General features: G+C 72.9%; 14 protein-coding genes. 8 read left to right on the top strand and 6 right to left on the bottom strand.

The annotated features are described in order from the left end of the window. Positions 1 to 126 precede the first annotated feature (126 nt). Both QWU11_RS02265 and QWU11_RS02260 read left to right on the top strand, forming a co-directional pair. The gene (locus QWU11_RS02265) at positions 127 to 693 is read left to right on the top strand and encodes an AAA family ATPase (protein ID WP_290103267.1); all 567 of its coding nucleotides are present in this window, start codon (positions 127 to 129) and stop codon (positions 691 to 693) included. Positions 694 to 944: 251 nt separating this feature from the next. Continuing rightward, positions 945 to 1,919, top strand: a complete 975-nt coding sequence (locus tag QWU11_RS02260) for a YafY family protein (protein ID WP_290103266.1) — start codon at positions 945 to 947, stop codon at positions 1,917 to 1,919. Between the two features lie 51 nt (positions 1,920 to 1,970). Here QWU11_RS02260 and QWU11_RS02255 read toward each other — a convergent pair whose 3' ends face one another. Beyond that, the gene (locus tag QWU11_RS02255; protein ID WP_290103265.1) at positions 1,971 to 2,660 is read right to left on the bottom strand and encodes a hypothetical protein; all 690 of its coding nucleotides are present in this window, start codon (positions 2,658 to 2,660) and stop codon (positions 1,971 to 1,973) included. A gap of 223 nt (positions 2,661 to 2,883) precedes the next feature. Here QWU11_RS02255 and QWU11_RS02250 point away from each other — a divergent pair, with 223 nt between their 5' ends. Next, positions 2,884 to 4,683: a hypothetical protein gene (locus tag QWU11_RS02250; RefSeq protein WP_290103264.1), complete on the top strand. Its 1,800-nt coding sequence runs from the start codon at positions 2,884 to 2,886 to the stop codon at positions 4,681 to 4,683. A 46-nt stretch (positions 4,684 to 4,729) separates the two neighbouring features. Here the strand turns inward: QWU11_RS02250 and QWU11_RS02245 are convergent, their stop codons facing one another. Together QWU11_RS02245 and QWU11_RS02240 are read right to left on the bottom strand one after the other, a co-directional pair. Then, complete coding sequence (locus QWU11_RS02245) at positions 4,730 to 5,467, bottom strand: MBL fold metallo-hydrolase (RefSeq protein ID WP_290103263.1); 738 nt, start codon at positions 5,465 to 5,467, stop codon at positions 4,730 to 4,732. Between the two features lie 19 nt (positions 5,468 to 5,486). After that, positions 5,487 to 6,395, bottom strand: coding sequence for an NADP-dependent oxidoreductase (locus tag QWU11_RS02240; RefSeq protein WP_290103262.1), 909 nt, complete (start codon positions 6,393 to 6,395; stop codon positions 5,487 to 5,489). A 214-nt stretch (positions 6,396 to 6,609) separates the two neighbouring features. On the opposite strand from QWU11_RS02240, the gene QWU11_RS02235 reads away from it, so the two are divergent. From QWU11_RS02235 to QWU11_RS02225, 3 genes are all read left to right on the top strand, one after another. Next, positions 6,610 to 7,803, top strand: a complete 1,194-nt coding sequence (locus QWU11_RS02235; RefSeq protein WP_290103261.1) for a serine hydrolase domain-containing protein — start codon at positions 6,610 to 6,612, stop codon at positions 7,801 to 7,803. A gap of 143 nt (positions 7,804 to 7,946) precedes the next feature. Then, positions 7,947 to 8,588, top strand: a complete 642-nt coding sequence (locus tag QWU11_RS02230) for an HD domain-containing protein (RefSeq protein ID WP_290103260.1) — start codon at positions 7,947 to 7,949, stop codon at positions 8,586 to 8,588. A gap of 44 nt (positions 8,589 to 8,632) precedes the next feature. Then, positions 8,633 to 9,622 carry a DJ-1/PfpI family protein gene (locus tag QWU11_RS02225; RefSeq protein ID WP_290103259.1) on the top strand — a complete coding sequence of 330 codons (990 nt, stop codon included), beginning with the start codon at positions 8,633 to 8,635 and terminating at the stop codon, positions 9,620 to 9,622. Positions 9,623 to 9,631: 9 nt separating this feature from the next. Here QWU11_RS02225 and QWU11_RS02220 read toward each other — a convergent pair whose 3' ends face one another. Continuing rightward, the gene (locus tag QWU11_RS02220) at positions 9,632 to 10,216 is read right to left on the bottom strand and encodes a TetR/AcrR family transcriptional regulator (protein WP_290103258.1); all 585 of its coding nucleotides are present in this window, start codon (positions 10,214 to 10,216) and stop codon (positions 9,632 to 9,634) included. 79 nt (positions 10,217 to 10,295) lie between these two features. Here QWU11_RS02220 and QWU11_RS02215 point away from each other — a divergent pair, with 79 nt between their 5' ends. Both QWU11_RS02215 and QWU11_RS02210 read left to right on the top strand, forming a co-directional pair. Beyond that, on the top strand, positions 10,296 to 10,733 hold the full coding sequence (locus QWU11_RS02215; protein WP_290103257.1) for a nuclear transport factor 2 family protein: 438 nt from the start codon (positions 10,296 to 10,298) through the stop codon (positions 10,731 to 10,733). Then, on the top strand, positions 10,730 to 11,131 hold the full coding sequence (locus tag QWU11_RS02210; RefSeq protein WP_290103256.1) for a nuclear transport factor 2 family protein: 402 nt from the start codon (positions 10,730 to 10,732) through the stop codon (positions 11,129 to 11,131). Before QWU11_RS02215 ends, QWU11_RS02210 begins: the two co-directional genes overlap by 4 nt. Here the strand turns inward: QWU11_RS02210 and alc are convergent. Both alc and allB read right to left on the bottom strand, forming a co-directional pair. Continuing rightward, positions 11,128 to 12,171 carry an allantoicase gene (gene alc, locus QWU11_RS02205; RefSeq protein WP_290103255.1) on the bottom strand — a complete coding sequence of 348 codons (1,044 nt, stop codon included), beginning with the start codon at positions 12,169 to 12,171 and terminating at the stop codon, positions 11,128 to 11,130. The two genes, QWU11_RS02210 and alc, sit on opposite strands and share 4 nt — an antisense overlap. Then, on the bottom strand, positions 12,168 to 13,472 hold the full coding sequence (allB, locus tag QWU11_RS02200; RefSeq protein WP_290103254.1) for an allantoinase AllB: 1,305 nt from the start codon (positions 13,470 to 13,472) through the stop codon (positions 12,168 to 12,170). Before allB ends, alc begins: the two co-directional genes overlap by 4 nt. Between the last annotated feature and the right edge of the window lie 201 nt (positions 13,473 to 13,673).

The following is a 13,673-nucleotide window of genomic DNA, read 5'->3' as shown; positions in this document are numbered from 1 at the left end:
TACTCCGCCGGGGCTATCGGCAAAGCGTCGCAGAACGCCTATCCTTCCGCATAATGCTCGGGCGCAAGGTGACGTTTTCGGTGCGTCGGGCACCCGAGCTGGGGGGCACGGGGGATGATGCGACGCATGGAACCCCTTTCGAGTGCGGCCTGGATCGTCGCCGGACCGCCGGGCGGCGGCAAGTCCACGGTGGCCGAGCTGCTCCTGGCCCGGCTGCGGCCCGTTCCCGCGCTGCTCGACAAGGACACGCTCTACGGCCCGTTCGTCTCCGCGACGCTGCGGGCGAACGGGCGGCCGGAGGGCGAACGCGAGGGGCCCTGGTACGACGAGAACGTCAAGCGGCACGAATACGCCGGGATGACGGCCGCCGCGCGTGAGATCCGGTCGCACGGCTGCCCGGTGATGCTGAGCGGCCCGTTCACCGGGCAGATCCACGAGCCGGGCCGCTGGCGCGCCTGGATCGAGGAGCTCGGCGGCTCACCGGTCCACCTGGTATGGGTACGCACGGACCGCGTGACACTGCGCGAGCGCCTGAAGAACCGCGGCCTCGAACGCGACGCGCGCAAGCTGGAGAACTTCGAGGAGTTCGCCGACGCCGTACGCGCCGGAGAGCCGCCGCCGGTGCCCCACATCGAGCTGGACAACCGCATCACCGCCCGCCCGCTGACCGCCCAGCTCGACGAACTCCTCTAGGCTCCGGCCGCCTTTCCGCCACGGATCCGGACGCAGGCCGCCTCGCCGCTGGACGTGCCCGGACGCCCGGTCCCAGTGCACACCCCGGGCCACACACGCGGTCACTGCGCCTCGGGTGGGATGGGGACTGGGTGCGGCGGCCGTGAGACGTCCGGAGAGCCGGGCCAGGGTCTGAACCGCAACGGCTCGCCAGTGTGGTGTGGCGTGGTGGCCGGGGCGTCCGGTTCGGTGGGGCAGGGCAGACTGGGCGCATGCGTGCGAGCCGGCTGGTCTCTCTTCTCCTGCTTCTGCAGGCGCGGGGGCGGATGACCGCGCAGGAACTCGCGGACGAGCTCGAGGTGTCGCTTCGGACGATCTACCGGGACGTCGAGTCGCTCTCCTCGGCGGGCGTGCCGGTCTACGCCGACCGCGGGTCGGCCGGCGGCTACCAGCTCCTCGACGGCTACCGCACCCGCCTCACCGGGCTGACCGCCGCCGAGGCCGAGTCGCTCTTCCTCACCGGCATGCCCGGCCCCGCCGCCGAGCTGGGGCTCGGCGCGGTCCTCGCCGCGGCCGAGATCAAGCTCATGGCCGCGCTGCCCAAGGGCCAGGCCGAGCGTGCCGCGCGGGCGCGTGAGCGGTTCCACCTCGACGTGCCCGGCTGGTTCCACGGCGGGGAGCCGACGCCCTTCCTGGCCGCCGTCGCCGACGCCGTCTGGCACCAGCGCCGGGTCCGCGTCAGTTACCGCCGCTGGAAGCGGCCGACCCCCGTCGCCCGTACGATCGAGCCGCTCGGTCTCGTGCTCAAGGCCGGCAACTGGTACCTCATCGCCCGGTCCGAGGAGGGCGACCGCACGTACCGCGTCGACCGCCTCCTGGAGCTGGAGACGCTGGAGGAGGTCTTCGAACGGCCCGCGGACTTCGAGCTGGCCGCGTTCTGGCGGGCCTACCTCGACCGGTTCCAGCGCGAGATGTTCTCCGGCGAGGCCGTCGTCCGCTTCTCGCCCGACGGGATGCGCCGCCTCGCGCACCTCGTCACGCCCGCGGTGATCCAGGCCGCCGAGGAGAACGCCGGGGAGCCCGACGAACGGGGCTGGGTCCGTACGGTCATCCCGATCGAGTCCGTACGCCACGCGCACGTCGACCTCATGAGGTTCGGGGCCGACGTCGAGGTGCTGGCGCCTCCCGAGCTGCGGGAGTGCATCACCGCCTCCGCACGCGAGGTGCTGCGGCTCTACGACGCCTGAACCGAGCACGGCCCCGGCAGCACGCCGGGGCCGTGATGACGCCACACCGATCTACGGGCGATCGGTCTCGCGGGTCTTCTCGGCACCGGTCTGGCCGGCGACCTTCACGTCGGAGGGGCTCGTGGTCATCGGCTCCGTAGGCGTCGCCGGGACCTTCTCGGGCCACGGTCCGCGCCGGGCCGGGACCGCGTTCTCCTCCGTGTCGTTCCGGCGCCCCTTGCGCCGTACGAGCGGCGGACGCGGCCCGCGGGACGGCTCGAGCCGCGGGTTCTCCTCCGTGTCGGCGTTCGCGATGTCGTCAGGAGCGTCCCGGGGAGCGTCTCTGGGGACGTCCTCCTCCGAGGCGCGCTCGGCGAGCCGCGCGTCCTTGACCCCCACGACGGCGAGGCGGCCGAGCGCGACGGCGGCGAGGAACACCGAGACCACGCCGAGCCCGTACAGCAGGGTGAGCTGTTCGGACACCTGACGCGTCGTGCCGCCGAGGGCCTGGCCGAGCTGCGTACGGCCCTGGTCGGCCCACAGGCCGCTGACCGGCACGCCGACGGCGAACCAGGCGCCGCCGACCGCGGCCAGCCAGGCGCCGAACGCCGCGAAGGCGCGGTTGGCGCTGCCGAGCGCGATCAGGCCGCCGATGAAGACGCCGCAACCGGGGACGATCTGCAACCAGGTCCGGCCGGACGTGAGGTGCCACGCCTTGTCGGGGGTGAAACCAAAGTGGAAATAAGGGCCTATGAGGGGCATGAGTGCACCCCAGAGGCCGAGCAGTACCAACAGCAGCCCACTGAGGGCGCCGCGGCTGCGCGGAACTCGTAGTGTCGTCGTCATCTGATCAATCAACTCCCTGGACGGGGTGAGGCGCATACGGGGTACCCCAGGAGAAACCGTTCATGCACCGCTATGGCGGGCGCTTAACCCGTGATGGCCGTCCGGTATAACAGCCGAATGACCGTTACTGGGGGATTCGGTGACTGAGCCTGGCGAAACCCTTCCGCCCGACCCTGACACGGCCCTGCTGCGGCAGTACGAGCCCGTCCTCGCCTACACCGCCGGCGAGCGGTTCTTCCCGGTCGACGTCGAGGCCTACGTACGCTGCTGCGGCCTGTGGCGCGGAGAGGAACAGCTCGTCCCCGCCGGGGAGCTGACCATCGACAGCCTGGTCACGATCGCCGAGCTGTACCCGGAGTCGCGGCTGTCGCTCCTGCTGGTCCACGAGCCGTTCAACCGCCGGGAGGCCCTGAGGTACGGCCACGCGAGGCCGCCCATCGCCAAGTCGGGCCGGCTGGCCGCGGTCGGCCTGTTCGGCCGGGTCTTCGACGTGCTGCTCCGCGCCTCGCTGTTTCTCCGCGGCTCGGTTCCCGGCGGTGTGGCCGCGGCGGCGGCGAGCCTGTACGAGAGCCGGATGGACCCTGACCGTTGCCCCTATTACGGACGTGTCGTTCGTGAGGGCGGCTACGTCATTCTGCAGTACTTCTTCCTCTACGCCATGAACGACTGGCGTACGACCTTCAGCGGCGTCAACGATCATGAGGCCGACTGGGAGGCGGTCATGGTCTATCTGGCCGAGACCGCCGAGGGGCTGCGGCCGGCGTGGGTCGCGGTGTCCGCGCACGACGGTGCGGGTGACGACCTGCGCCGCCGCTGGGACGACCCCGACCTGCGAGTCGACGGCGACCACCCGGTGATCTTCGTGGGCGCCGGATCGCACTCCGGGGCGTTCCTGAAGGGCCAGTACCTCGTCACCGTCAACCCGGCGCGCCTGCGGCCCGTGCTGCGCGGCACCCGGCGCGCCAAGGCGTTCGCCTTCCCGTGGCTGCGCGAGGGGCGGAGCCACGGCGGCGTCGGCATCCCGTTCATCGACTACGCGATGGGCAACGGCGAGGAGGTCGGCCCGGCGCGTACGCGCGTGTGGCACCCGGTCATGATCTCCGACGCGACGTCGTGGGTGAGCGGCTTCCACGGGCTGTGGGGCCGCGACACCCGCGACTGGGTCGGCGGCGAGCGGGCCCCGGCGGGCCCGCGCTATGACCGCGACGGGCGCGTGCGCACCCTCTGGGCCGACCCGCTCGGCTGGGCCGGCCTGCAGAAGATCCTCCCCGACGCCGAGGACGACCGGCGCGAGCTGCGCGCCCGGATAACGCTCCTGGACAAGGAGCTGGAGGAGAACGACACGACGATCGAACGCGACCGTGAACAGCTGCGACGGCTGCGCGCGACGGCCGTCTCCCTCGGCCACCATGAGAACGCCCGCAGCCTGGCCCGGCGGCGCTCGGCCGAGGTGACCAGGGCCGAGCGCGACCTCGCCGCACTGATCCGCGCGCGTACCGACCTGGCCGAGGAGCGGGCCGCGCACGAGGCGACGCTCGCCCGGCCGCCCGACGCCGAGCGGCCCCAGGAGCACCTGCGCGAGCCGCACCTGCCGTACACGCCGACCCGCGGCTCCCGTACGAGGTTCCTGCACGCGTGGGCGGCGCTGAGCACGCCGCTGTTCATCCTCGCGCTCGTCGGCGTCTTCGTCGTGCCACACGAACCGGTCGCGATCCTGCTCGCGGCGGTCGTCTTCCTGTTCGCCCTGATGGAGGCCTGGGCGCGGCGCCGCCTGCTGGCGCTGGCGTCCGGCCTGCTGATGCTCGCCGGCGCGGGGGTGGTCATGGTCGGGCTGACCCTCGCGGTGATGTACGGCGGCCGGTACGTGCTGCTCGGCCCGATGGTCCTGGTCGCCGGAGTACTGCTGGTGGTCAACCTGCGCGAGCTCTTCCGGCGTTAGCGGGCCTCCGCTCGCCGCGTCGGCCACGCAGGGCCCTTCGCCACGCCTAAGCCGATACGCGTCGCGCCTGGTCCGCCGCGGCCGCCGGGGAGCCCTCGTGGGCCGGGCCGTGGCCCGGGAGCAGGATCTCCGCGTCTCGGTCGGCCAGGACGTCCAGGGCGTTGAGGGCTCCGTCCCAGTCGTGGTGGAACATCCGGGCCAGCATCTGCGGGCCCTGGACGCGAGACGTCGGATGGCCCGTGATGAGGGCGTCGCCGGTGATGAGCACGCCCGACTCGGGCAGGTGGTAGGCGCAGTGACCGCGCGTGTGGCCCGGGGTGTGCACCGGCACCGGGCGTCCGGGCACGTCCAGCGGTGAGGGGAACGCCTCCGCCTGCGGGACCTTCACGTCCGCCGTGCCGCCCGAGCGCAGCACGCGCACCGCCCACGGCAGGACGCCCGGCCGCCAGGCGTTGCGCAGGATCTGACCCGGCGTGACCTGGTGGAGGAACTCCCGCCGCGCGTGGGGCACCTCCTCCGGGCGCATCAGCACGGGCACCCCGTAGGTCCGGCCGAGGTACTCCGCCGAACCCAGATGGTCCGCGTGGGCGTGGGTGATGAGGATCGCGGTCAGGTCCTCGGGCCGCCGCCCGACCGCCTCCAGCGAGGCGATCACCTGCTCACGATCTCCCGGGTAGCCGGTGTCGACGAGCGTGACCGCGTCGCCCTCGGTGAGGATCACCCAGTTGGTGTCGCTCCCGTGGACAAGGTGGACCCCGGGGCGTACTTCCGTGACGTCGTCCATGCCGGAATCATCGCTGAAATCAGATCACGATGACGGTCTTCCCGCGCGCTTTCCCGGCGCGGCTGCGGGCCAATGCCTCGGGGGCCTGGGACAGCGTCACGGTGTCGCCGATGACCACGCGGACGTGCCCGGCGTCGATCTGGCCGGCGAGGCGTTCGAGCAGGTCGGCACTTGCCACGTTGCTGAAGTTGGCCGCCTCGACGCCCGGCAGGCCCTCCTCCGGCACCGCGAACACCGGGCTGAGGACGATGCCGCCCGGACGGATCACCGGCAGCAGGCTCCGCAGCCGCTCGGTGCCGCTGACCAGGTCGATGACGGCGTCCACCTGCGGGTCCACCTGGTCGGCGATCGGCGCGACGGTGTGGTCGACCACCTCGGTGGCGCCGAGCGCCCGCATCAGGTCGGCCTTCTCCTCCGAGGCGGTGGCGACCACGGTGATCCCGCGCGCCGAGGCGATCTGGGTGACGAAGGTGCCCACTCCCCCGGTCGCGCCGACGATCAGCAGCCGGCCGGCGTCGCCGACGTGGTCGACGAGGTTGAGCGCGGTCATGCCCGCGGTGGGGACGGCGGCGGCCTCGCTGAGCGCGACCGTACGCGGGGCGGCGGCGATCGCGCCGTGCGAGGCGACGGCCAGCTCGGCGTAGGACCCCCGGCCCAGCCGCGCCTTGCTGAACTGGCCGAAGACCGGGTCGCCGGACTGGAACCCGGTGACGTCCGCCCCGACCCGCTCGACGGTGCCGGCGCCGTCGGTGCCGATGATCAGCGGGAACCCGACGTCTTCGATGGCACCGTCGATGACCTTCCAGTCGAACGGGTTCAGCCCGGCGGCGGTCAGCCGTACGAGCACCTCGCCCGGACCGGGCTCGGGCACCGGCCGATCGGTCACCTCGGGCACGGCTCCGAAGCCGGTCACCGTGACAGCACGCATGAGTCCCCCCGAAACATCAACGCTGACGGTCCATACCCTCCGCCGTCGTGGCTCATCCTCCCGAGACGCGGCCATGATCCCACTTCCGAGGGGCTCCGGCTTGACCGACCATGGCCGTCCGGCGTCAAGAGCCCTAGTACTCTCGCGTAGCGGTGGAGATTCTTGGCGTGTCCGGACGGTACGGGGAGCAGGTGTCGGGGGAACGATGAGGGGTGTGCAGGCTGTGAGATCCGCCGTCGTGGTGTTCGTGGTGCTGGCCGCGACCGCCGCGTGCAGTGACTCATCCAGCGGTGGCGGTACGGCCGACCCGCCGGCGGCCCGGTCCTCGACCCGCGCCCCCGCCGGCGACCCGCTGGCCACCTCGCCGGCGCCGCAGGGCGACCGGACCGCCGCGGCGATGCAGACCTACCTCAAGGGCCTGGCGGCCAAGAAGCGCTTCACCGGTGCCGCGCTCGTGCTCAAGCACGGCGAGGTGCTGGCGAGGTTCGCCGCGGGCCAGGCCGACGAGGCCAAGCACATCGCCGTACGCCCGGACACGATCTTCCGGCTCGCCTCGGTCAGCAAGCAGTTCACCGCGATGCTCGTGCTCAAGCAGCGCGACCGCGGCCGGCTGAAGATCGGCGACCGGATCTGCCCGTACCTCGTGCCGAAGTACGTCAAGGCCTGCCCGAAGGCGTGGCGGTCGATCACGATCCGCCAGATTCTCTCCCACACCTCCGGCATCCCCGACATCTCAGAGATGCCGGACTTCTTCCCGAAACTCCCGAAGCCGACCACGACACAGGAGATCATCAGCCGGTTCGCGAACAAGCCGCTGGACTTCCGGCCCGGCACCAACTGGAAGTACAGCAACTCCGGCTACATCCTGGCCGGCGCGATCGTCGAGAAGGTCGCGAAAAAGCCGTACGGCACCGTCCTGCACGACGACATCACCGGCCCGCTCGGCCTCGCGCACACCGGTTTCAGCTCCGGCTACCCGCCGACCGGCTTCGCCAAGGGCTATCTCAAGCTCGGCACACCGGCCGCGCCGATCAACGGGTCGCAGGCCAACGCCGCCGGCGGCGTCTACTCCACCGTCGACGACCTCGGCCGCTGGGACCGCTCGTTCGGGGCGGACAAGGTCGCGCCGGCCGCCACGGTCAAGGAGGCGTTCACGCCCCTGGCGCACTGCCCGTCCGGCGGCTGCCTCGACTCGCCCTCGACCGGCTACGCCTACGGCTGGCTCGTCGACAAGCTGCGCGGACACCGTTACCTCTACCACCCCGGCCTGCTGCAGGGATACCACGCGAGCAACGCGTACCTGCCCGACGACGACATCGCCGTCGTCGTGCTCAGCAACGTGCAGAACACCGACGTCAACGGCATCAACCGCCACCTGTCCACGATGGCGCTGACCGGGCGGTCCTGACCGCGCCGCGTGGCCCGATCGGTGGTCCTCGCGTCCCCATCACCGGCGATCACCGGACGGACACGGGCCGTTGTCCCTCGGTGAGTGCGGATGACACCGGCGCCCGGCGGGGGCACGGCCGCTTCCGCTGGGGGGAAACGACCGTGTCAGCCACTGTCATCGCCGGGATCGAGGTGCCCGCCTCGTCCCTGATGCGCGACGTGACCGAACTGGTCCGCGAATCGGCCACGCCGCTGCTCTACCACCATTCGCGCCGGGTCTTCTTCTGGGGCGCGCTCCGCGGGCGCAAACGGGGCCTGGACTACGACCCCGAGCTGCTGTACGCCGGGGCGCTCTTCCACGACCTCGGGCGGACCGACCGGTTCAGCGGCTCCGGCCAGCGGTTCGAGATCGACGGCGCCGACGAGGCCCGCCGGGTCCTGCTCGAACACGGCGTGCCCTCCGAGCGCGCCCACCTGGTGTGGGAGGCCATCGCCCTGCACACCACCCCGGAGATCCCGTGGCGCATGGCGCCCGAGATCGCCCTGGTCACCGCCGGTGTCGAGCTGGACGTGCTCGGCTTCGGCTACGACGAGATCTCCGACGGCGAACGCGCCGAGGTCACCGCGGCGCATCCCCGGCCGGACTTCAAGCGGGAGATCCTCCGGGCCTTCACCGACGGCATGGCGCGCCGCGCGCACACGACGTTCGGCACGGTGAACGCCGACGTCCTCAGCCACTGCCTGCCCGGGTTCGAGCGGGCCGACTTCGTCGAGACGATCCTGGCCTCCCGCTGGACCGTCTGAGCCGCGCACTTGCCGTACGCGCGAGGTTGTCGCAGTCTGCTCGTATGGGAAAAACCGCAGGTCAGGACGATCATCTGGTGGTGATGGTGGTCATCGACGGGATCCAGGGCCTCGATGTCACCGGGCCGTTGGACGTCTTCGCCGCCGCCGACGACTACGGCGCGCGCTACCTCCTCCGGACGGCCTCGCCGGGCGGGCGGCCCGTGCGCACCACGGCGGGCGTACGGTTCGCCGCCGATCTCGTGCTGGAGGAGGTGACCGGGCCGATCGACACGCTGATCGTGCCGGGCCGGAGCGACTGGCGTTCGGTGGTCCGCGACTCCTGTTTCGTCTCGGAGGTCGCCCGGCTGTCCACGGCGTCCCACCGGATCGCCTCGGTCTGTTCCGGCGCCTTCACCCTCGCCGCCGCGGGCCTGCTCGACGGCCGCCGCGCCGCGACCCACTGGCGGCTGGCGGCCGAGCTCGCACAGGCATTCCCCCGGGTCGAGGTGGACTTCGACTCGATCTTCGTACGGGACGGCGCCGTCGTCACGTCCGCGGGCGTCACCGCCGGCATCGACCTGGCCCTGTCGCTGGTGGAGGAAGACTACGGCGTGGAGGTGGCGCGGTCCGTCGCGCGGCACCTGGTGGTCTTCATGGCGCGGGCCGGAGGCCAGTCGCAGTTCAGCGTCCGGCTGAGCTCGGGGGCGCCCCGCAGCCCCGTCGTACGGGCGGTGCTGGACGCGGTGACCGCCGACCCGGGCGGCGTGCACAGCCGGGACGCGCTGGCGGCGCGGGCCGGGGTCAGCGTCCGGCACCTGACCCGGCTGTTCCGCACCGAGCTCGGCACGACCGCCGCCGGTTTCGTGGAGCGGACGCGAGTGGAGGCCGCGACGGGCCTGCTGGAGTCCGGCACGGACACGCTCGACGTGGTGGCACGCCGCTCGGGCTTCGGCTCGGAGGAGACGATGCGCCGGGCGTTCAAGCGCGCCCTCGGCATCGCCCCGAGCACCTACCGCGCCCGCTACCGTACGACCGTGCCCCAGCGGGTCTGAGCCGCCGCCTCAGCGGGTCACGCGCAGACCGTCGAAGACGACGGACAGAGCCCGGTCGCGTACGCCGGGGTCGCCGCCCACCCGCTCGGCCGCCTGGGAGGCGCCGACCAGCAGCGTCATGATCTCGGCCAGGCCGACGTCCCGCCGTACCGCCCCGGCCTCCTGCGCCCGGTCCAGCAGCGCGGCGAGGGCACGCCGCAGCTCCCTGCCGGTCTCGGCCGTCGTCTCGCGTACGTCCACGCCGGCCTCCATGAGCGCGGCGGAGAAGGCGTTCTTGGTCGCGGCGTGGCCGACGACCCGGGCGAAGAACGCGAAGAACGCCTCGCCGGGCGTCTCCGCCGAGGCCAGCGCGTCGGCCTCGGCGGCGAGCTTGCCCAGCCGGGTGACGTACACCGCCTCCAGCAGCGCCTCCTTGGTCGGGAAGTGCCGGAAGACCGTGCCGATGCCCACCCCGGCGGCCCGCGCGACCTCCTCGGTCGAGGCGGTGGTGCCGTGGGCGTCGAAGACCGTCTCGGCCGCCTCCAGGACCCGGGCCCGGTTGCGCAGCGCGTCGGCGCGCGGCGGCCGGCCGCCGGGCGGCGTCGTCGTTGACAAACGGAGTCACCACTCCATATCGTTGTGAAACCGGAGCGAGCACTCCGGATTCTAATTCCTGCCGTCCGAGGAGTTTCCCATGTCCGTACCGGCCAGTCCCCGCGCGGTGTTCGAGCGCCTCAGCCGGGGCATCTCCGAAGGCCGCTGGCACGACCTCGCCGACCTGTACGCCGAGGACGCCGTGGTCGACCAGCCCTTCGTCTCCACCGCGCCCGGCCGCATCGAAGGCCGCGAGACGATCCGCGCGCACTTCGCCGGCGCCGCCGGGATGGGGTTGAGCATGGTCGCCCGCGACGTGGTCGTGCACGAGACCGCCGACCCCGAGGTGATCGTCGCCGAGTTCGCCTACGACGTCACCGGCCGGGGCGGATCCGTCACGGCCGCCAACATCCAGGTGCTCCGGGTCCGCGACGGCCTCATCACGGCCAGCCGCGACTACCACGACCACCTCGCGATCGCCCGCGCCACCGGCGGCGTCCCGGCCCTGATGGCGGCCGTGTCCGGGGACCGCGCGTGACCCCGCGGGCGGTGTTCGAGCGCCTCGTCGACGGCGTGACCCACGGGCGGTGGGACGAACTTCCCGGCCTGTACGCCGAGGACGCCGTGGTGAACCACCCGATGGCCGCATCCGCCGGGCCGCTGATCGGCCGCGAGGCGCTCCGGAGCCACTTCGAGGCCGCCTCCGGCATGGACCTCGCGATGACCGCGCGTGACGTCGTCGTCCACGAGACCGCCGACCCGGAGATGGTCATCGGCGAGTTCGCCTACGAGGGGCGGGCCGCCGGGACCGGCCGGTCGTTCACCGTACGCAACGTCTTCGTCCTGCGCGTCCGCGACGGCCTGATCGTCGAGTCCCGCGACTACGCCGACCACCTGGCCTTCGCCGCCGCGACCGGCCGCCTCGTCGAGGCCTAGGAGCACGCCTCCCAGCGGGTGAACAGGTCGCGTTCGCCGTCGGGGGTCAGGGAGCCGTGCAGGCGTACGCGGGCCAGGCCGCCGTCCGGATAGATGTCCACGCGGGCGTGCGTCGCCGGGCGGGCCGGGTCCAGGCGGAAGCGGTGGTTCGTGTCGGGCTGCAGCCGGGTCCGCGGCAGCAGGTCGAACCAGGCCTCCTCGTCCTCCAGCGGGCCCGTACGCGCGTCGGCGCCGCGGATGCGCGCCTCGCCCGGCGCGTTGAACCTCAGGTTCGAGGTGTCCAGCTCGGCCAGCCGCACGACGCCCGGCGCGGCGAGCCGCAGGGTGATCCAGTCGTTGCCCTCGTCGCGCCGGCGAGCGGTCTCCCAGCCCTCGGCCTGGTGCCGGGCCAGGCCGGGCATGATCGCGTTGGTCGGCGAGGAGTAGAACATGTCCGAGCAGCCGGTCACCTCGGCGCCGTTGGCGAGCGCGGCCAGGTCGACGGTCAGGCCCGTCAGCAGCCGGGGGTCGGGGACCACCTCGCCGTGCACCCGCAGCCGCGCGACCCCGCCGTCCGGGTGGATGGCGAGCCGTACGTGCGTGAAGCGCCGGTCCGCCGTGACGGCGAACTCGTGGACCGCGTCGCCGGTGAGCGGGCTCCCCGGCACGATCTCCGTCCAGCCGGTCAGCTCCCCGGCCGCCGGATGCCCCTCGGCGGCGCACGCCTCCACCGTGACCTGCGGCGGGAAGTTTCCCTTGAACCAGGCGGTGTCGACGACCACGCCGCGGATCACGCCCGGCAGGCCGAGGCGGACGATCGCCCAGTCGTGGCCCGGCGTACGGCGGCGCCGGGTCTCCCAGCCGTCGTACTCCTGGCCCTTGGCCCCGAAGATGTGCGCGCGGAAGCCGGCCGGGCCGGGGTTGAGGAGGTTCTCCTTGGCGGCGAACGACTCGTCGCTCGCCGCCATCACGGTGCTGCCCAGGGTGCGCAGTGCCAGGTCGGGCAGTGCCGTGAAGCTCATGGGCGCCGGAGAGGCCGGGTCGTCGGTTCGCTCGTTCATGGGTCCCTCCTCAGGAGCCGGCCGTGGCCGGCCGGTTCGCCGCGCAGCCAGACGTCCTCCACCACTCCGGTCAGCTCCCGCCCGGCGTACGGCGTGACGGGATGCCGCTGGCGCAGCGCGCCGGGGTCGACCACGAACCCGCGGTCGGCGGCGAAGGCGACCAGGTCGGCGTCGCCGCCCACCGCGATGCGTCCCTTGGCGGTCAGCCCGGTCAGCTCCGCCGGGCCCGCGGCCATCCAGGCCGCGACGTCGGCCAGGCCGTACCCCCGGGCGCGCGCCGCGCTCCAGACCACCGGCAGGCCCAGCTGCAGCGAGGAGATACCACCCCAGGCCGTGTCGAAGCCGCCCTTCTTGAGCTCCGGCACGCACGGCGAGTGGTCGGAGACGACGCAGGCGATCTCTCCGGCGGCGAGCCCTCGCCAGAGGCCCTCCTGGTTGTCGCCGCCCCGGATCGGCGGGCAGCACTTGAACTCCGTACCGCCCTCCGGGACCTCCTCCGCCGCCAAGGTCAGGTAGTGCGGGCAGGTCTCCGCGCTGATCCGGGCGCCGCGGGCGCGCCACTCCGCGAGTACCGGGAGGGAGCCGGCGTCGGACAGGTGCACGATGTGCGTACGGCAGCCGGTCTCCGCGGCGAGCCGGGCCACGCGGGCGATCGCCACGCTCTCGGAGGCGGGCGGGCGGGACGCCAGGAACTCCGCGTACCCGGGCCCGGCCGGCTCCAGCAGCCCCGCCGGGTCCTCGGCGTGCACGATCAGCAGCCCGCCGAACGCCGCGATCGCCGTCATCGCGTCCCGTATCCCCGCCTCGTCCAGCTCGGGGAACTCCTCGACACCCGAGGGCGAGACGAAGCACTTGAAGCCGTACACGCCCGCCTCGTGCAGCCCGCGCAGCTCGGCGGCGTTGCCGGGGATCGCCCCGCCCCAGAACCCGACGTCGACGGCGCACGCGCCCTCGGCCGCGGCCCGCTTCACCGCGAGGGCGCCGGCGCTGATGGTCGGGGGGAGGGAGTTGAGCGGCATGTCGACGATCGCGGTGACTCCCCCGGCCGCCGCGGCGCGGGTCGCGGTGGCGAACCCCTCCCACTCCGTACGGCCCGGCTCGTTGACGTGCACGTGGCTGTCGACCAGGCCGGGCAGCAGGGCGACGTCGCCCAGGTCGGTGGTCTCGGCGGCGGCGAGCGGCGCGTCGTACGCGGCCACCGCCGCGATCCGGCCGGCACGCACCGCCACCGCCGCCGGGCGCTCACCGTCCGGCAGCACCGCCCGCCGCGACCGGACGACCAGGTCATACGAGTCAGTCACCGAACCACCCCACCAAGCGCTCGACCAGCAGAACCCGCTCCATACCGCGCCGGCCCGGCGTGGCCCGGCGTGCAGACGCCGCAAGGCCCGGCGCGCCGTGGCACCACGTCCCTCGGCCGGTCACCGACCCCCACCCCACCCCATCCCATCCCACCAAGGGCTTGACCGGCAGGCCCGCCTCCTCCACACACCACGCCGGCT

The organism is Actinomadura sp. DC4, from assembly GCF_030406325.1.
Lineage (GTDB): Bacteria > Actinomycetota > Actinomycetes > Streptosporangiales > Streptosporangiaceae > Actinoallomurus.
This window is presented reverse-complemented; position numbering and strand designations above follow the sequence as displayed.